The organism is Chitinophaga sp., assembly GCF_036569185.1.
Lineage (GTDB): Bacteria > Bacteroidota > Bacteroidia > Chitinophagales > Chitinophagaceae > Chitinophaga.
Map to the genome: position 1 here is coordinate 23,539 of NZ_DATCRD010000259.1, position 18,090 is coordinate 41,628.

The window sequence follows — 18,090 nt, forward strand, 5'->3', positions numbered from 1 at the left end:
ACGCATTATGATTGCCTCTTTCATACTGGGTTTTATGGGCAGCTTTCACTGTATAGGCATGTGCGGCCCTATTGCGTTAACGTTGCCTGTACAGCATCTTACGGGCGCCGGGAAACTGGCGGGCATCGGGTTATACAATGCCGGCCGCATCAGCGCCTATGCCATCCTTGGATTGTTTTTTGGCTGGCTGGGCAGGCAGTTATATCTGGGCGGGTTACAGCAGTGGTTATCGATTATTACCGGTAGTTTACTCCTGTTGCTGGTGATCCTGAAAAGTGCGGGTGTAAGATTAACAAAAGGCAGACATCTTCCCGGTGTTTTTACTTCCGGAATAAAATCCCTTCTGGGCCGCCTGTTAAGTGAACAGCGTTTCAGCACTTTATATGCCATTGGCTTCCTGAACGGGCTTCTTCCATGCGGGCTGGTGTACCTTGGTATTGCGGGCGCCATTGCCTCCGGCGATGTACTGAAAGGGATGTTGTTCATGGCAGCCTTTGGCGCTGGCACTTTACCTGCTATGGCCGGTGTTACTTACTTCAGTTACCTGGTTAGCTTACCGGTGCGCAACCGGATACGCAGTATGATACCGGTAGCGGTCAGCATCATGGGGGTGTTGCTGATTCTCCGTGGCCTGAACCTGGGCATTCCTTACATCAGTCCTGTGCTCACCTCCGGCAATGAACATGTAGTTGAAAATTGTTGTCATAAACCATCCAATCAACATGAGCCTCATCAGTAAATATAACGTAGCCGCACCGCGGTACACCAGTTATCCTACTGTTCCATATTGGGACGAGCAGAGTTTTCATCCTGAAAAATGGGAAACGTTGCTGAAACGTTCCTTCCTGGAATCGAACAGTAAAGACGGGATCAGTTTATACATTCACCTGCCTTTCTGTGAAAGCATGTGTACTTACTGTGGTTGCAATAAGCACATTACTGTTAACCATGGGGTAGAGGTACCTTACATTGAAACGTTGCTGAAAGAGTGGCGGCTGTATACCGATGCTTTCGGCGGGCGGCCGCGTATCCGGGAAATACATCTTGGCGGAGGTACGCCCACCTTTTTCAGTGCGGCAAATTTAGCGATGTTGCTGAACGGGATTTATCAAACAGCCGAACTGCTGCCCGATGCCAGCCTGAGCTTTGAAGGTCATCCGGGCAATACCACGCCGGAGCATCTGCAACAATTATATAACCTGGGCTTCCGGAGGATCAGTTTGGGCATACAGGACTTTGATATGCGGGTACAGGAAATCATTAACCGTTTGCAACCTTTCGGAATGGTGGCTTCTGTAGTAGAGAACGCCAGGAAGATCGGCTTTACCTCCATTAATTTCGATCTTATTTATGGGCTGCCGTTGCAAACGCTGAAGAGTATGCAGGGCACTATTGATAAAGTTGTCCGGTTACGCCCCGACAGGATCTCTTTTTACAGTTATGCACATGTTCCCTGGATAAAAGGAACTGGTCAGCGACGCTATACAGAAGCGGATCTTCCCAGGGATGAAGAGAAAAGACAGCTGTATGAGCTGGGCAAATTACTGTTCGACAGCAATGGTTATACAGAGATTGGTATGGATCATTTTGCACTGCCGGGAGAGGCCTTGCACAATGCTTTCCTGCAAGGCAGGTTGCACCGCAACTTCATGGGATACACGGCATCCCATACCTCATTGCTGGTTGGTTTGGGCGCATCTTCCATTGGCGACAGCTGGTATGCTTATGCCCAGAATGAGAAGAAGGTGGATAAGTACCAGGAGCTGGTGAACAATGGCCGGTTTCCGGTTGTGCGGGGCCATATCCTGAATGAAGAAGACGGATTGCTGCGTAAGCATATTCATGAGCTGATGTGCAGGTTTGAAACTACCTGGAGCAAAGCAGATACACAATGCGATGCGGTGACTGAAGGGCTGCAGCGATTACAGGAACCTGAGAAGGATGGCCTGGTACAGGTACTGCCTCAGAAGGTGTTGGTAACACCTGAAGGAAGACCGTTTATCCGTAACATCTGTATGGCGTTTGATGCAAGGCTATGGCGACAAGTACCACATTCACAATTATTTAGCACCGCTATATAAAGCCTTTAATTTTGTCTTATTCAGGATGATGATCACATTTTTAATGACCGGTTAAATGCAAAAGCAAATAAAAACTCAAATCAGTATAATCATCATCATCCCGGATAAGACAATTTCCCCGCTTTTGGGGTAGGAAAACCCAAAATTTGAAAAAATGACGATGTTCACCGGTTTATGCATTTACCGGGAAATGGGTATAAAAAAGAGGATCAGAGCAATGTGAATTTTAGTAAGATGAAAATGCAATCTGCTGTAACGCTTTATTCATGCGGGTTTCAAAGGCAATAAAAAAAGTCTGACCGTTGGAACAATCAGACTTTCTTGTTATGTGAATGGGTTAGTAAGTACAGGGAAACAAAATTCCCTACACAATATTAAAAAGAATTTCATCACAAAAGAAAAAATTTACAAAAAATTTTATTCACACTACTAAAATAATTGTGGATAACAGCAGATTGAAAGTTTCAAATCCCGGTTATCATGCCTTCATATTTTGATTGTTGCAATCCTCGATTTACTACCTTTGTTGCTTCTTAAACATCATTCAATAATTCAGAGTATATGAAGTTCGAAGCACCTGTTGCAGTAACGGAAATAGCAGCATATATAGGCGCAGAGCTGGTTGGCAATAGTCAGCTGATGGCCACAGGCATCAATGAAATACATAAGGTTACACCGGGAGATATTTCGTTTGTTGACTTTGAAAAATATTACAACGCCAGTCTGCAATCGGCAGCAACCATCATTATCATTAACAAAAAGGTACCCTGTCCTGAAGGCAAGGCAATTCTGGTACTGGACGACCCGTTCAGTGCGTATGTAAAACTGGTTAAAAGATTCAGGCCATTTGAGCCGGCAACCAAAGCCATCAGCGACAGTGCGGTAATAGGAGAGGGCACCATTGTTCAGCCCAACGTGTTCATTGGCAATCATGTGCGCATTGGCCGGAACTGCCTCATTCATCCCAACGTTACTATTTACGACTACTGTGAAATTGGCGACAATGTAATTATTCATGCAGGCACAGTGCTTGGCGCAGATGCTTTTTACTTTAAGAAAAGAGCTGACCGGGAAGTGATGTACGACAAGCTGGAGAGTTGCGGAAGAGTGATTATTGAAAGCGATGTGGAACTGGGAGCCGGCTGTACTATCGACAAAGGTGTAAGTGGCGATACTATCATAGGCAGGGGCACCAAGCTGGATAACATGATCCATGTAGGTCATGGTACCGTGATAGGCAGGAACTGCCTTATTGCTGCACAGGTAGGTGTTGCCGGTAAAGCTAAAATCGAAGACAATGTAATCCTCTGGGGCCAGGTAGGTGTGAATAAAGATCTTACCATCGGCAAAGGCGCCGTTGTACTTGCACAAAGCGGCGTGCCTTCTTCTCTGGAAGGTGGCAAGGTGTACTTTGGTTACCCGGCAGAAGAAGCCAGGGAGAAAAAGAAAGAACTTGCCTGGATAAAACGTATCCCCGAAATATGGTCAAAACTGACAGAAACCAGATAGTCATTAACACCGGGGCGCACTAACAGCCCCGGTGTTTCAATAGTCAAATTACCCGCTTCATGAAATATCTGCTTACCGCATTACTCCCCCTGTTGTTCTGGAGTTGTTCCACTACCAAACCCACCATTGCCAAATCATCCTTATACACCAGCGACCAGGAATGGCCGGTAAAGGTGAAAGACGGCTGGCTTACTGCCAAAACCATTTCTTTTGGCCTTTATTCCACTACTTCCCGTAAAAACGGGGTAGCGGAAGCCACCTTCATTAAAGACCCTAAAAACGCCTTTAATTTTTATCTGAACGGCAATGAGGAGCACCTGTTGATACAAACCATGAATACTACCGCCATTGTATTCTCGAACCGTGATTTGCCGGCTTATTTAAGCGGGTTACCCGGCGGCACGGAGCTGCGCTATGTATTGATCAACGGCACCAGGAATGAGCCTTTAAAACGCTGGGAAATGATTGTTAAGAGCCCTCATTACCTGGAGCTGAATGAAAACAAACCGGCAGGAGTGCTGAGATCTACGGATACAGATATACGCATTACCGCCAATAACCGGTATGGCAAAGTAAATTCGTATGAAAACGTGTGCTACGAATTTCAGTACCGCGGGCAACCCGTGGCGGCAGTGATCCCCGGTGAAAAGCCCAGGGTATGGATGAGCAGGGAAGTGCCTTCTGAAATAGGCAAAACATTATCTGCAGCAATAGCTGCCTTCCTTTTTTGAGTACCACGCGGATTTTGTCTGACGCGGATTTTGTCTGACTCAGGATTATGATGATTACGCTGATTACCCTGATTTTATTTAGGGAATTTGAATATTTGAATAATAATAATTAAGGGAGATAAAAGCGGATATATTCGCTTTTATCTCCCTTAACTATTCTAAAAAATATATAAATAAATCAGGGTAATCAGCGTAATCATCATAATCCTGAGTCAGACAAACTCCGCGTTCCGCGCTCGCGGAGATAAGCAGCTGAAATATTACGGATGGTTTCCTCCAGTGGCCGGAACCGGAACCCCGGTAAGGCCGCCAGGATCTTATTGTTTTCGTAGTATACCTTAAGCTGTGCAGTATGGGCGGTTTCCCTGGTGATCAGCGGAGGCTTCCCGGTGAGCAACCCTTTCACTTTTTCAAGCCGCCACACCACTTCTGCCATCCATGGCTTTGCGGCAATATGGGGCGGCTTTTTACCCAGCGCCTGTGCCATTGTGGTAAATAATTGCAGGTAGCTCCAGTTGGCGGCCGACAGGATGAACCGTTGCTCATTAATGTTGCTGTCCATCAGCCGGATCATGGCTGTTACCACGTCTTCTACATCTACAAACCCATTTACACCCTGCGTATAAAAAGGGAATTCCTTCCAGGCGTTTTTGAGCAGGGAGCCGGAACCATCGTCCCAGAATCCCGCCCCCAGGATAATGGATGGATTAACCACTACCGCTTCAAGCCCTTCCGCAATACCTCTCCATACTTCCATCTCTCCCTGGAATTTGCTGACGCTGTAACGGGAATTATTTTTACTGTCTTCCCACTCGCATTCCTCATTTACAGCCGCACCTGGCTTTGCCCTTCCGATAGCGGCTACAGAGCTTACATACAATAGCTTTTTAACGCCTGCATCCAATGCCATGTTCACTACATTGGCGGTGCCTTCCACGTTAATTTTCAGGAGCCGGTCTTTGTCTGCTGCCTGAAAAGAAACCACGGCAGCACAGTGATATACCTGTGTTACACCCTGCATGGCATCTTCCAGGGCGCACACATCCAGGATATCTCCCGGCACCCATTCTATTTTATCTGAAATATCCTGTAACCGGGGAGAAGGTTGTTTACGGTACAATGCTCTCACAGGTTTCCCTGCAGCAACCAATGCCCTTATTAAATGACTACCCAAAAAACCTGTACCGCCGGTTACTAAAATCATGAAGACTAAAATTCTTTTTTCTGAAGAAGGCTCAAAAATAACTAAAACCTGTTATTGTTCGTACCTGTAAAAACCCAATCCTGTTTTACGTCCCAACTTTCCTTCCTTCACTCTTTGTTCCTGCAGTGCATTCGGTTTAAAACGGGGCGCATGATCAAAGGCATCGTACAGGGATTGTGTTACTGCCAGGTTAATATCATTACCTATAAGGTCCATTAATGCAAACGGGCCCATTTTAAACCCCGCTGCTTCCAGGAGCTGGTCAATGGTGCTGAAGTCTGCCAGCCCCTGTTCTGCAATATGCATAGCTTCCAGGTAATAATGCCGGGCCACCCTGTTCACAATAAAGCCGGGAGCGTCTTTTACCCTTACCGGCACTTTCCCCATTTTCTGCGCCAGCTCATAAATAGCTTCGGCCACTTCGGGGGCTGTTTCTTTTCCGCTTACTACCTCTACCAGCTTCATCAGGTGTGCAGGATTAAAGAAGTGCATGCCTACCACCCTCGACGGGTGAACACTGATGGCGGAAGCAATTTCAGAAACAGACAGGGAAGAAGTATTGGAGGCAAAAATGGTTTCAGCGGAATTGATGGCTGCCAGCTGGTTGAAGAGTGCGGTTTTGGCGGTTATTCTTTCCACGATAGCCTCTATGATCACATCGGCTATACAGTCGTTGATACTGGTGGTAAAGCGAAGCCGCTGCAGTACACCGGCTTTATCTGCAGGGGTTAGCTTACCTTTCTCCACGGCTGCCGACAGGCTCCTCTCAATCTGTGCGCCGGCCTTGTCAAGACCATCCTGCCGAATATCAAACAACAAAGTAGTAAATCCGCTATAGGCTGCAATCTGTGCTATCCCGGCACCCATAGTGCCAGCGCCGCATACGGCAATAGTTTGAATCACTTTTTGAGGTTTTTCATCCGGTTTTCATATAAATGCAGCGAAAAAATCCGCTGCATTTATATGAAAACCAAATAGGCCCGGTAATAATAATATTTATACTGCTCCTTCAAACTGTTCCAGGAAACGGGTATCATTTTCAGAGAACAGGCGCAGGTCTTTGATCTGGTATTTCAGCATAGTGATGCGTTCAATTCCCATCCCGAAAGCAAAGCCGGAATATTTCTCAGGGTCAATTCCACAGTTGGCCAGTACTTTCGGATGCACCATTCCGCAACCGAGTATTTCCACCCAGCCGGTTTGTTTGCATACGTTACAACCGGTACCACCGCAAATAAAGCATACAATATCCATTTCTGCGCTTGGTTCCGTGAATGGGAAATAAGAAGGACGGAAACGGATACCGGTGTTTTCCCCAAACATTTCCTGTACAAAGTGATACAGTGTTTGTTTGAGATCTGCGAAAGAAACATTTTCGTCTATATACAATCCTTCTACCTGGTGGAAGAAGCAATGCGCACGGGCGGAAATAGTTTCATTACGGTATACCCTTCCCGGGCTGATAATGCGGATAGGCAGTTTGCCTTCCTCCATTACCCTTACCTGGGCGGAGGAAGTTTGGGTACGCAGCAGCCAGTCGGGGTTTTTGCTGATAAAGAAAGTATCCTGCATATCACGGGCCGGGTGGTTTTCCGGCAGGTTCAATGCGGTGAAGTTGTGCCAGTCGTCCTCTATTTCCGGGCCTTCGGCAATGGTAAAGCCCAGCCGCTCAAAAATGCGGATGATCTTATTCCTTACCAGGCTGATAGGGTGCCTGGTGCCTAAGCGGTGAGGAGCCGCCGGTAAAGTATAATCTATATCGCCGGTATCGGCGCCATCAGCTTCTTTCAGATCACTGAACTGCTCATAGCGGGCCTCTGCGAGTTGCTTAAATTCGTTTAATATCTGGCCAAATTCTTTCTTACGGTCGTTCGGTACCTGTTTCATCTCCCCGAAAAGAGCCTTCACAATACCTTTTGTACCCAGGAATTTTATGCGGTACTGTTCCAGATCCGCTGCGCCGGCAGGCGTAAAAGCCGCTATTTCTTCTTTGTAGGCTGCTATTTGCTGTACTAACTGTTCCATAAACAACAAAGATAAGCGTTTAGGCGTAAACTGGCGAGGTTTCCCCCCTGCTCCTTTTTTGCCGGAAATGACGTATATTTTCGTGAGCAAATCAAGGGGGTTATGCCTGTCACTCTAAACACTGTTATGCTGTTACTGGCTGCAGCCGGCATTGTCATTCTTTTTCTCCTCTCCCTGCATTACCGTTCCCGTTACCTTTTTCTCAAAGGCAGCAGCGAAGCTTTGATCCGGAACAACCACCAACAGGAAGAAGCAACCCTTTTTTTAAGCCGGCAACTGACGGAGCTTAAGCTGGTAAATCTGAAATCCCAGGTAAATCCTCATTTCCAGTTCAATTGCCTCAACGGTATCTATACCACGCTTATGATGGGAGAAACCGCGCTGGCACAGGAATACATCGCCCGGTTTGCCGGCCTGCTGAGAAAAGTGCTCATGCTGGCAGATAAGAATTTTATTCCGTTACAGGAAGAAACAGATATGCTGGAACTTTACCTGAAACTGGAGCAATTACGCACCAATAACGGGTTTGAATATACGCTCTTTACCGATCCCCGCATCGCCGCCACACAGCTGTATGTACCCTGTATGCTGGTACAGCCTTTTGTGGAAAATGCCATCTGGCATGGCCTGATGCATAAAGATAAAAACCGGCAGCTACAGGTGCAGTGGATACAGCAGGGACCTAACCTGTATACCTGCGAAATAACAGATAACGGTATCGGGAGGGTACAAGCCCTGCAATATCATCATGATGGGCTGAAAAGCGGTAACCACCACTCCAGGGGCATGGAAATATGCATGGAAAGGGCCACTCTTTACCGCGATATGTACCATAAACAATTCAATATTGAAATCTCCGACAGGCCCGGAGCAGAAAATACGGTGGAAGGAACCCGGGTATGCATCACCTTCGAATCCGACCCGGCAATGAACCACTAAAAGATCAGTTTATATCCCACCCCCCGGATGTTTACAATTTGTACACGGGAATCATCTTTCAGGTACCGGCGGAGCTTCGTAATAAATACGTCCATACTGCGGGCATTAAAAAAGTTATCATCTCCCCAAAGATCCAGCAGCACAGCTTTGCGTTCCATCACTTCGTTCTTGTTATCGTACAAACGGCGTAAAATTGCCGCCTCGCGGTGCGACAGGAACTCGATGGAATTATTCCTGGCAAGGGTTTGTTTGGTATAGTTAAAAATATACTGGCCAATGGTTACTGCGCCTTCTTCCATTTCGCGGGCGCCTGGGTTATCGCCAAAACGTTTCAGCAACGCTGTGATGCGCACAATCAGCTCATCCATGCTGAAAGGCTTTTTCAGGTAATCATTCCCCCCCAGCTCAAACCCTTTCACCACATCGGCTGTTTGCGACTTGGCGGTCAGGAAAATGATAGGAGTGAATTTATCCTGCTTACGGATTTCTGCAGTTACAGAAAAGCCATCCATATTGGGCATCATGATATCCAGCACTACCACATCGGGGCGATCCTGCTGGTACATGCGCAGCCCCTCTTTACCATCGGCTGCATACAACATTTCGAACCCCCGCATTTCAAGGCTGTCTTTCACGATTTGTCCGAGCTGTACCTCATCTTCTATCAATAATACTTTGGGCATAAATCTCTTTTATTATGGTTAAGCAGAAGGGATGATAATAGTAAATTCGCTGCCTTTGTCAGGCTCACTCTGCACATGGATGGAGCCGCCATGCATCGCCACTATTTTCTGCACATAACTTAATCCCAGGCCAAATCCTTTTACATTATGCAGGTTGCCGGTAGGTACCCTGAAAAATTTATCAAAGATACTACCCTGGTATACCCTCGGGATACCAATGCCATTATCTTTCACCCTGATCTTTAAGATACCGTTCTCCAGGCTGGTTTGCAGGTATAATTGTACGTGTTCTCCCGAATATTTAATGGCATTATCCACCAGGTTGTTCACCGCATTGGCCAGGTGGGTTTTATCCACGTGCACCGTTTTACCTGCCAGGTTATTATCATAGCGCACCTGGAGCTGTTTCCCGGCTTTCAGCTGGTGATTGGAAAGTATATTGTCAATTACTTCATTCAGGTCTGTTTCTTCACGGAACAGCTCTATATCCTCCTTTTCTTCCGCAGCAATATGCAATACTTTTTCCACGAGGTCAGACAGGCGCTGCAGCTCGTTCTTGGAGATGTCGAGATAGGTTTGTGTTTTACGCTGATCGTTCAGTGCATTGAAGTTCTGTAGTGCCTCCACCGCTGCAGACACCGTAGCTATGGGCGTTTTCAGCTCATGCGTCATATTGTTGATAAAATCATTTTTTACTTCCGACAGCTTTTTCTGCTTCAGGATGGTTCTGAGCATGTATATAAAACTGAGGGTAGTAAGTACCAGTAACACCAGTGAGCTGAGCAGGGTCCAGATCATCTTCTGTAAAATAAATTGCAGGGGGGAATCGAAGCTGGCCTGCACAAACAGGTTACTGGCAGGATTAAAAGGAATCTTGGCCGTTTGCCTGGGCTCCCTGCGACGGATACTGTCCCTGAATGTTTCTCTCTCAAAACCGCTGTAGTTCAAATGGAAGGTATCCAGTTTATAAGGCGTGGCAATTTGCCGGTTGGCTAATTCTACTTTGAATACAGAATCCAGTTTTTTAAGATTGGTACTATCATTATGTAAGTTGCTGGTAATGAGGAATTCAGAGATCTGCCTGGCCAGCGTGTCTACATATACCGTGCTGGGAGAGTCGCCCTGGGCAGCTTCTGTAGGAGGGGGGCCCGGGTAGCGCTGGTTCTTAAAGTGGCGGCCCCTGGGCATGCCGATTTCTTCCAGCTGGTTGGCCAGCCCGCGCATAGGCAGCTTCAGCGAGTCTTTATCTTTGCCAAAATAACGGATATAGCGGCGTACATCAGAAAACTGCTTGTTGAATACCGCCATCCGGAGCGATTCATTGATCTCTTTATTAAACTGCTCCTCCCTTAATTTGTAAGAATTATACAGCCAGTATCCCTGGAACAGAAATATGCCCAGGATACAGACAGACATGAGGATGAGAATATTTCTGATTCTTTGTCGCATGAAAGATTTTAAGATCCTTACAAAACTATCCATTCCACGGGGAAAACAAGACAATCCCTTAACAGTAATTAACAGTAAATAAGGAAGATTAACGCTTACAGACAGCCCTTAACAGTAAATAACAGTAAATAAAGGTTTTTAACCGAAAAAATGAAAGCGAAGATCCACTTTTGTATTATAAAATCAATCTGGTATGCACCGAACTATCCGTTTATTCATTGCAGCAGCTACGCTGCTATCCGCCACCACCCCGGCATTTGCGCAACAATCAGGTGTTATAGAGTATGAAGTAACCGCTAAAACAGATCCCGAGCGTATGCGCGGTTTCCAGCGGGGCGGCGATGATGCACCCGAAATCCCGGATGTTATCACCTTTAAACAGGTATTTACTTTTAACAACAACATTGGCAAGCTCACCACAGAACGACCGGAAGGCGCCGGTTTTGGCGGCAGAAGACAACGCCCGGGAGGAGATACCTCTGCCCCACGCGGACCCCGCCCCGGCGGCATGGGAATGGGAATGGGCCGCGGCGGAGGCTTTAACGCACAGTATATAGATCTTGCCAATAAAAAATATGAGCAGGTGTTCAGCACCTTCGGTGATGATAAGAAAACTTATTACACGGAAGAAGACTACATCTTTACCGCTAGTAACAAATCATCCGACAAAACAAAAAAGATAGCCGGATATACCTGCAAAAAGGCCACCATACAGCTGAAAGACGATACCTACACCGTTTGGTATACCACCGAACTGCCATTCAGCTTCTCGCCGGTGAACGGATTATTGCCCGACAGTAACGCCGTAGTGCTTTCTGCCGAAGGCAGCAGACGCGCTTTCACCGCCAAAAGCGTTAGCCTGAAAGCTATAACAGATACGGATCTTGCCCTGCCTGCCGGTGCCGAAAAAGTGAGCCAGGAACAAATGAGGGAAATAAGGAGACAGGAAATGGAGAAATTACGTAAGCGGCAACAACAATAAATAAATTTCATCCTAACTTCCCCTTTCCTGTTAATTTCAATTATGAAGAAACTTATACAACTCTTGCTGATACTGGGTTTGGGCATTATACATGTGCAAGCCCAGGCTCAACAAGGAAAGATTAAAGGCCAACTGACTGACTCCACCTCCAGGGATCCCATGCCCGCTGCTACGGTAGTGCTGCTGAATGCAAAAGACTCCAGCGTTGCCACCACCACCATGACCGACAACAAAGGCAACTTCGAACTGACCAATGTGGCCGACGGCGCATACCGGCTGTATGTAAGCTTCCTGGGGTACAAACCCATCAACAGATCATTGCAGATTAACCAGGATCATAAGGAACTATCACTCGGCAACATCCCGATGGTGCTCAAAGGAGTAAACCTGAACGCCGTGGAAATACTGGATGAAAAGCCCCCCATTGTAGTAAAAAAAGATACCCTTGAATTTAATGCAGATGCTTTTAAAACCCGTGAAAATGCAGTAGTGGAAGACCTTCTGAAGAAACTTCCGGGTGTTACGGTAGATAAAGACGGCGCCATTACCGCACAGGGTGAAACCGTTACCAGGGTACTGGTAGATGGTAAACCCTTTTTTGGCAACGACCCCAAGCTCGCTACCAAAAACCTTCCGGCTAATATTATCGATAAAGTACAGCTGATAGACCGTAAATCAGACCAGGCACAGTTCACACAGATCGACGACGGACAAACAGAAAAAACCATCAACATCACTATTAAAAAAGATAAAAAGAAAGGATTGTTTGGTCGCGCTACCGCCGGCTATGGCACCGACGACCGCTACGGCGTATCCCTCAGCTTAAACCGCTTCAGGGAAAACCAGCAAATGTCGCTGCTCGGCGGGGGCAATAACGTGAACAATATGGGCTATACCCAACAAGATGCCATGAGCTTTAGTTCTGCCGGTGGCGGAAGAGGCGGGGGCCGAGGCGGCGGACGTGGCATGCAGATGGCCCTGGGCGGAGGCAATAACACCGGCATCACACGTAACTGGAATACCGGCCTCAACTTCAACCAGGACTTCAGCAAAAACCTGATCGTTAACGGCAGCTACTTTTTTAATGATACCAAAAACAATATAGAACAAAAAACGGCGAAGCAAACTTTCAGCACCGACAAAGAAGGCAACGCCACCACCAACTACGATAACACCAATTCCACTTCACAAACAGACAACAGCAACAACCGCTTTTCTGCCAGGGTGGAATATACGATCGACTCCCTTCATTCATTGATTTTTTCCCCCACGTACTCCCTTACAAACGGCAACAGCTACAGCGTTACAGAAAACCTGTCGCTGAATACCAGTAAGGATACACTAAACAGGGGACTTACCTATAACGATGGGCAGGGCCATAATGAAAACTATGGCGGCTCCCTGCTGTTCCGCAAACGGTTCAGAAAACCTGGCCGCACGCTGAGCATTAACTTTAATTACAGTAACAGCGACAACGATCAGCAGAATTACGTAAAGTCCAGTATTAACTACGTTTCCGCCGATAGCCTTGTTAACTTTAACCAGCGCAACCAGATAAATACCAACAGCCGCAACCAGGGCGTGAACCTTACTTATACAGAACCCCTGGGCAGGGATCGTTTCCTGGAAGCCAATTATGGCATCACCAAATATAACAGCACCAGTACAAAATACACGTATGATTATGATGATGGAAAAGGAGAGTATAATATCATGAACGACTCGCTGAGCAATGCTTTTACCAACAGCACTTTGAACCAGCAGGCCGGCTTTGCCATCCGCACCAATAAACTGAAATACGATTACTCCATCGGGTTGAATGTGTTGTTCAATAATCTTGACAACAACACTCATTCCTTCCTCACCGGGAAAGACAGTTTAATCACACAACACACGGTTAACTTCTCGCCGCAGGCATCTTTCAATTATACTTTTTCAAAGAACAAACGGTTACGGGTAAACTATAACGGAAGCACCCAGCAACCCTCTGTTCAGCAACTGGCGCCGGTTCCGGACAACAGTAACCCATTGTATATTCAATTGGGTAATCCGGACCTGAAACCATCGTTCAACAATAACCTGAGCGTTAACTTCAACTCGTTTAACAATATCACCTTCAGGGGGCTGTTTGCCCGGTTGAACGGCGGATACACGGTAAATAAAATTATCAATGCCACCACGCTGGATCCGGAAACCGGTAAACAAACCGTAAGACCCGTAAACGTAAACGGTAACTTCAACGTGTCCGGTATGGTGCATAACTCTATTCCCCTGTCTAAAACACCAGGACAAAACCTGAACACCGGAACTTCTGTAGGTTATAGTAAGGATGTGATTGTGAGCAATGGAAGAAACAGCAGCACCAATACATTTCAGCTGTCGCAATCTGCCAATGTGAGCTACATGTACAAGGAACTTTTTGATATTTCACTGGGGGGCAGTATCAACTACAACGCTACTAATTACTCACAGGCAAGCGCCGGTGCAAGCGATACCCGCTACCTGGATTACAACATCAATACTGATTTCAACGTCAATCTGCCACTGGGTTTTATGATAGGCAGCGATATCACCTGTACCATGAACCGCGGCAGGCAGGCAGGGTATAACCTTACCTCTACTATGTGGAATGCTAACGTTTCCAAGTATGTATTTCCTAAAAAACAGGGGATGATCAAGGTGCAGGGTTTTGATCTGCTAAGACAGTATATCAGTGTATCCCGTACCGTAGCAGACAACTATATCCAGGATGTGCAGAGCAATGTATTGCAACAATACTTCATGGTAAGCTTCACTTATTTCCTGAACAAGTTTGGCGGCAATACCGGCAGGGGTGAAAGGGGCAACCGTATGGGATTCCCGCCGGGAGGCGGTCGTGGCGGAATGAGGCCAGGAGGATTCTAGGTTAACTGTTTTATAAAACAAGGGCATTATTAATCCACACTGGTTAATAATGCCCTTGTTATTTTAGTGAATTATTTAAATAGACATCGATCTTCTGGGAGCCCTTACCCGCTTCAGGATCCAGGCGAGGGTAAATGTGGGAATAAAGTCGGTTCCCGGGAACAGTTCCTCCATGAAGTTAAAAACACTACCAAAAGTACCAATGGTGCCGCCAAACATTCGATAGAAAATGATGGCAGAAACAGGGGCCCAAATAAAATCGCTTACATCTCCTAATACCGGCACCGCATAACTGGCGCATCCCAAAACATCCATCAGGATGCAGATCCACAAACTGGGCGTATATTTTTTTTCCATATTCAACCTCCGCTTTTCAATACATAAACAAATTACTTACCAAATTCGAAACTAACTGCAATCTACAATATTAACGCGGGATGAGCGCGGTTGGTTTTACTGGAAAAATAAAATGCGTATTTCCACGTTATTTTGCCTCTAAAAAAGAGCGCCACACTTGTAAGTACGCATAATTTCGACTACATTGATGGCAGTTTTAAAAGCAAACCTTTTTATGCACCAGGAAAACTCACGCCGCGATATGATTAAAAAAGTGGCCACTATGGCATTGGCATCCACAGCGTTATCATCCCTTTCCAACAGGGTATCTGCCCACGAACAGGCAGTAGACGGAAAACTGAAAGGTAAAATCAACCACTCGGTATGCGCCTGGTGTTACAATATCCCACTGGATGAACTGTGTAAAGCCGCAAAGCAAATAGGCATTCACTCCATAGACCTCGTTGATCCGAAGGATTTCGACATCCTGAAGAAGAATGACATGATCACCGCCATGGTAGCCAGTAACGGGCCGGATTGGGGAATTACCAAAGGATTTAATAAAGTAGCTCACCACGATAAACTGGAAGAGTATTTTAAACATTATATAGATGAAACTGCAAAAGCCGGTTTCACTAACCTGATCTGTTTTTCGGGTAACCGGGAGGGTATGAGCGACCAGGAAGGCATTGAAAACTGTACCAAAGGCCTGCAACGGGTGATTAGCTATGCAGAGAAGAAAAAAGTAACCCTGGTAATGGAGCTGCTGAACAGTAAAGTAAACCACCACGACTACCAGTGCGACCATACCGCCTGGGGCGTAGAGCTCTGTAAATCAGTGGGTTCTCCAAACTTTAAGCTGCTGTACGACATTTACCATATGCAGATCATGGAAGGGGATGTAATCAGTAACATCCGCCAGTACCATGAATATTTTGCGCATTACCATACCGGTGGCGTACCTGGCCGTCATGAAATTGATGAAACCCAGGAGCTGTACTACCCGGCTATCATGAAAGCGATCTATGAAACAGGCTTTAAAGGACATGTGGCCCAGGAGTTTATTCCGGCTCATAAAGACCAGATCGCATCGCTCCGCCAGGCCATAGGCATCTGCGATCTCGCTTAAATTCATAAATATATCCTACTTTCGCGGACCAGTCTACCAAAACAGTAGGGTATACATATGAATCAATATTATAAAAAGCCTTTATCATGGCTGCTCAGCGAGTCGGCCAATGAAAACAAAGATACCCTCAAACGTACGCTGAATGGCTTTCAGCTACTGATGCTGGGCCTGGGTGTTATTATCGGTGCGGGGCTGTTTTCCCTGACAGGACCTGCAGCCGGCAATAACGCCGGGCCGGCAGTTACGATTTCCTTTGTGGTGGCTGGTATTGGCTGCGCCTTTGCCGGCCTTTGCTACGCTGAATTTGCATCTATGATCCCGGTAGCGGGGAGTGCATACACCTATGCCTATACGACGATGGGCGAACGGCTTGCCTGGATCATTGGGTGGGACCTGGTGCTCGAATTTTCCGTAGGCGCCGCCACGGTGGCCATTAGCTGGTCCAACTACCTGGTGGCTTTTCTCGCGGGCTACAAAATATACATCCCTGCACAGTTTTCACATTCTCCCTTTGAAACCGTTACCCTGGCCAATGGCGTAACTACGCACGGCTATTTCAATCTTCCTGCAGCACTGGTGATTATTCTTATGTCGGCCATCCTGATGCGGGGCACTAAGGGCTCCGCCATATGGAATGCGGTGGTAGTGTCGCTGAAAGTAGGCGTAGTACTTGTTTTTATTGCTCTTGGCTGGAAATATATACAACCGGCTAACCTTACCCCTTATATCCCGAAAAACACCGGCAATTTTGGAGAATATGGGGTATCAGGTATTCTGCGCGGGGCCGGCGTTATCTTCTTTGTATACCTGGGCTTTGATATTGTGAGCACCGCCGCCCAGGAAACCAAAAACCCGCGGCGCAATATGCCCATAGGCATCCTCGGGTCACTGGCTGTTTGTACGGTCCTTTTCATTCTTTTTTCGCATGTGCTCACGGGCCTGGCGCCTTATAAGGAATTCAAAAACAGTGCAGCCCCTGTGGCCATTGCCATTGCGCATACGCCTTACAAATGGCTGGGACAAATGATCATCCTGGCTATCATAGTTGGATATACCTCTGTCATCCTGGTAGATTTATGGGGCCAGTCGAGGGTATTTTACAGTATGTCTAAAGATGGCTTACTGCCAAAGATCTTTTCGGATGTTCATCCCCGTTACCGTACTCCCTGGAAATCGAATATTCTTTTCTGTGTGTTTGTAAGTTTATTTGCTGCACTGGTACCTATAAGGGTAGTAGGGGAGATGACCAGCATTGGTACGCTGCTGGCGTTCGTAATTGTATGTGCAGGAGTGTGGATCATGCGGTATGCTATGCCCGATGCGCCACGGGCATTTAAAACGCCATGGGTACCATTTGTGCCCATCATGGGCATTTTAACCTGTGCGGTGATGATGGCCTTCCTGCCCTGGGATACCTGGCTGCGTCTTATTGTATGGATGGCAATAGGTATGGCGATCTATGAATTTTATGGTAAACAACACAGTAAAGTGCGCAACCAGCTGAAAAGTTAATATTTCCAGTCCTGCCGCAATACCCCCATTACCACCATGTCCACATATTGCCCATGCAGTTTGGCACTGTGACGCAGGATACCTTCTTTGGCAAATCCCAGCTTAATGGGGATTTGCCCGCTACGCTCGTTCTGCAGCACAAAGCGGATCTCTATTTTATTCAGGTACAGCTTCTTAAAGGCGAAGGAAATAAGCCCTTTGCAGGCGGCGGTAGCAATACCTCTTCCCTGGAATGCTTCCCCTATCCAATAGCCTATTTCAGCCTTCTGCAGCTGGTGGTCCCACCCATGCAGGTCAATCACCCCGCAAAACTGGTTTTTATACCATACGCCCAGTGCAATGGCCTCCTGTTCTTCAGCCTTGCGTAACATCAGTTCTATAAAACGAAGGGAATGTTCTTCATTGGTATTGTAATCTACCCAGGGCAAAAACCTGCGCAAACTTTTACGTGATACATCCAGCTGTTTATATACCAAAGGGGCATCAGGGGCTTGTAATTGCCGAAGGTATATATCTTCATTAACGGTTATTTCGAACATAACTGGATTTAAAAGGGTGCTAAACTTACACCGATTTCCTGTAAAATCCAATTAGCACGCAGTAAAT

Annotated in this window: 16 protein-coding genes; 9 read left to right on the forward strand and 7 right to left on the reverse strand. The window is 46.7% G+C overall.

Annotated features, from left to right (window positions below; genetic code table 11):
* Positions 1-7 precede the first annotated feature (7 nt).
* The 4 genes from VIM72_RS19760 (at position 8) to VIM72_RS19775 (ending at position 4,321) form a co-directional block, all read left to right on the forward strand.
* Positions 8-739, forward strand: coding sequence for a sulfite exporter TauE/SafE family protein (locus VIM72_RS19760; RefSeq protein WP_332004545.1), 732 nt, complete (start codon positions 8-10; stop codon positions 737-739).
* The gene (gene hemN, locus VIM72_RS19765; protein WP_332004546.1) at positions 723-2,081 is read left to right on the forward strand and encodes an oxygen-independent coproporphyrinogen III oxidase; all 1,359 of its coding nucleotides are present in this window, start codon (positions 723-725) and stop codon (positions 2,079-2,081) included. The genes VIM72_RS19760 and hemN overlap by 17 nt, the downstream gene beginning before the upstream one ends.
* Positions 2,082-2,642: 561 nt before the next feature.
* Positions 2,643-3,590: a UDP-3-O-(3-hydroxymyristoyl)glucosamine N-acyltransferase gene (locus VIM72_RS19770; protein WP_332004547.1), complete on the forward strand. Its 948-nt coding sequence runs from the start codon at positions 2,643-2,645 to the stop codon at positions 3,588-3,590.
* A gap of 59 nt (positions 3,591-3,649) precedes the next feature.
* Positions 3,650-4,321, forward strand: a complete 672-nt coding sequence (locus tag VIM72_RS19775) for a hypothetical protein (RefSeq protein ID WP_332004548.1) — start codon at positions 3,650-3,652, stop codon at positions 4,319-4,321.
* 199 nt (positions 4,322-4,520) lie between these two features.
* On the opposite strand, the gene VIM72_RS19780 is transcribed toward VIM72_RS19775, so the two are convergent.
* The 3 genes from VIM72_RS19780 to pheS all read right to left on the reverse strand — a co-directional run bounded on the left by VIM72_RS19780 (position 4,521) and on the right by pheS (position 7,550).
* Positions 4,521-5,525 (reverse strand): NAD-dependent epimerase/dehydratase family protein, encoded by a 1,005-nt coding sequence (locus VIM72_RS19780; protein ID WP_332004549.1) that lies wholly within the window; start codon positions 5,523-5,525, stop codon positions 4,521-4,523.
* Positions 5,526-5,576: 51 nt separating this feature from the next.
* A complete protein-coding gene (locus tag VIM72_RS19785; RefSeq protein ID WP_332004550.1) occupies positions 5,577-6,428 on the reverse strand; it encodes a 3-hydroxyacyl-CoA dehydrogenase NAD-binding domain-containing protein in 852 nt (283 codons plus the stop codon).
* Positions 6,429-6,521: 93 nt separating this feature from the next.
* Positions 6,522-7,550 carry a phenylalanine--tRNA ligase subunit alpha gene (pheS, locus tag VIM72_RS19790; protein ID WP_332004551.1) on the reverse strand — a complete coding sequence of 343 codons (1,029 nt, stop codon included), beginning with the start codon at positions 7,548-7,550 and terminating at the stop codon, positions 6,522-6,524.
* Between the two features lie 102 nt (positions 7,551-7,652).
* Here pheS and VIM72_RS19795 point away from each other — a divergent pair, with 102 nt between their 5' ends.
* Positions 7,653-8,489: a sensor histidine kinase gene (locus VIM72_RS19795; protein ID WP_332004552.1), complete on the forward strand. Its 837-nt coding sequence runs from the start codon at positions 7,653-7,655 to the stop codon at positions 8,487-8,489.
* On the opposite strand, the gene VIM72_RS19800 is transcribed toward VIM72_RS19795, so the two are convergent.
* Positions 8,486-9,172 carry a response regulator transcription factor gene (locus tag VIM72_RS19800; RefSeq protein WP_332004553.1) on the reverse strand — a complete coding sequence of 229 codons (687 nt, stop codon included), beginning with the start codon at positions 9,170-9,172 and terminating at the stop codon, positions 8,486-8,488. The genes VIM72_RS19795 and VIM72_RS19800 overlap by 4 nt on opposite strands.
* An 18-nt stretch (positions 9,173-9,190) precedes the next feature.
* Positions 9,191-10,621, reverse strand: a complete 1,431-nt coding sequence (locus VIM72_RS19805; protein ID WP_332004554.1) for a HAMP domain-containing sensor histidine kinase — start codon at positions 10,619-10,621, stop codon at positions 9,191-9,193.
* Positions 10,622-10,814: 193 nt separating this feature from the next.
* On the opposite strand from VIM72_RS19805, the gene VIM72_RS19810 reads away from it, so the two are divergent.
* Together VIM72_RS19810 and VIM72_RS19815 are read left to right on the forward strand one after the other, a co-directional pair.
* On the forward strand, positions 10,815-11,603 hold the full coding sequence (locus VIM72_RS19810; protein ID WP_332004555.1) for a hypothetical protein: 789 nt from the start codon (positions 10,815-10,817) through the stop codon (positions 11,601-11,603).
* A 42-nt stretch (positions 11,604-11,645) separates the two neighbouring features.
* Positions 11,646-14,507, forward strand: a complete 2,862-nt coding sequence (locus VIM72_RS19815) for a TonB-dependent receptor domain-containing protein (protein ID WP_332004557.1) — start codon at positions 11,646-11,648, stop codon at positions 14,505-14,507.
* Between the two features lie 75 nt (positions 14,508-14,582).
* On the opposite strand, the gene VIM72_RS19820 is transcribed toward VIM72_RS19815, so the two are convergent.
* Positions 14,583-14,864 (reverse strand): hypothetical protein, encoded by a 282-nt coding sequence (locus VIM72_RS19820; protein ID WP_332004558.1) that lies wholly within the window; start codon positions 14,862-14,864, stop codon positions 14,583-14,585.
* A gap of 214 nt (positions 14,865-15,078) precedes the next feature.
* On the opposite strand from VIM72_RS19820, the gene VIM72_RS19825 reads away from it, so the two are divergent.
* Both VIM72_RS19825 and VIM72_RS19830 read left to right on the forward strand, forming a co-directional pair.
* Positions 15,079-15,972 carry a hydroxypyruvate isomerase family protein gene (locus VIM72_RS19825; RefSeq protein ID WP_332004559.1) on the forward strand — a complete coding sequence of 298 codons (894 nt, stop codon included), beginning with the start codon at positions 15,079-15,081 and terminating at the stop codon, positions 15,970-15,972.
* A 57-nt stretch (positions 15,973-16,029) separates the two neighbouring features.
* Complete coding sequence (locus VIM72_RS19830) at positions 16,030-17,484, forward strand: amino acid permease (protein ID WP_332004560.1); 1,455 nt, start codon at positions 16,030-16,032, stop codon at positions 17,482-17,484.
* On the opposite strand, the gene VIM72_RS19835 is transcribed toward VIM72_RS19830, so the two are convergent.
* Positions 17,481-18,023, reverse strand: coding sequence for a GNAT family protein (locus VIM72_RS19835; protein ID WP_332004561.1), 543 nt, complete (start codon positions 18,021-18,023; stop codon positions 17,481-17,483). The two genes, VIM72_RS19830 and VIM72_RS19835, sit on opposite strands and share 4 nt — an antisense overlap.
* Positions 18,024-18,090 lie beyond the last annotated feature (67 nt).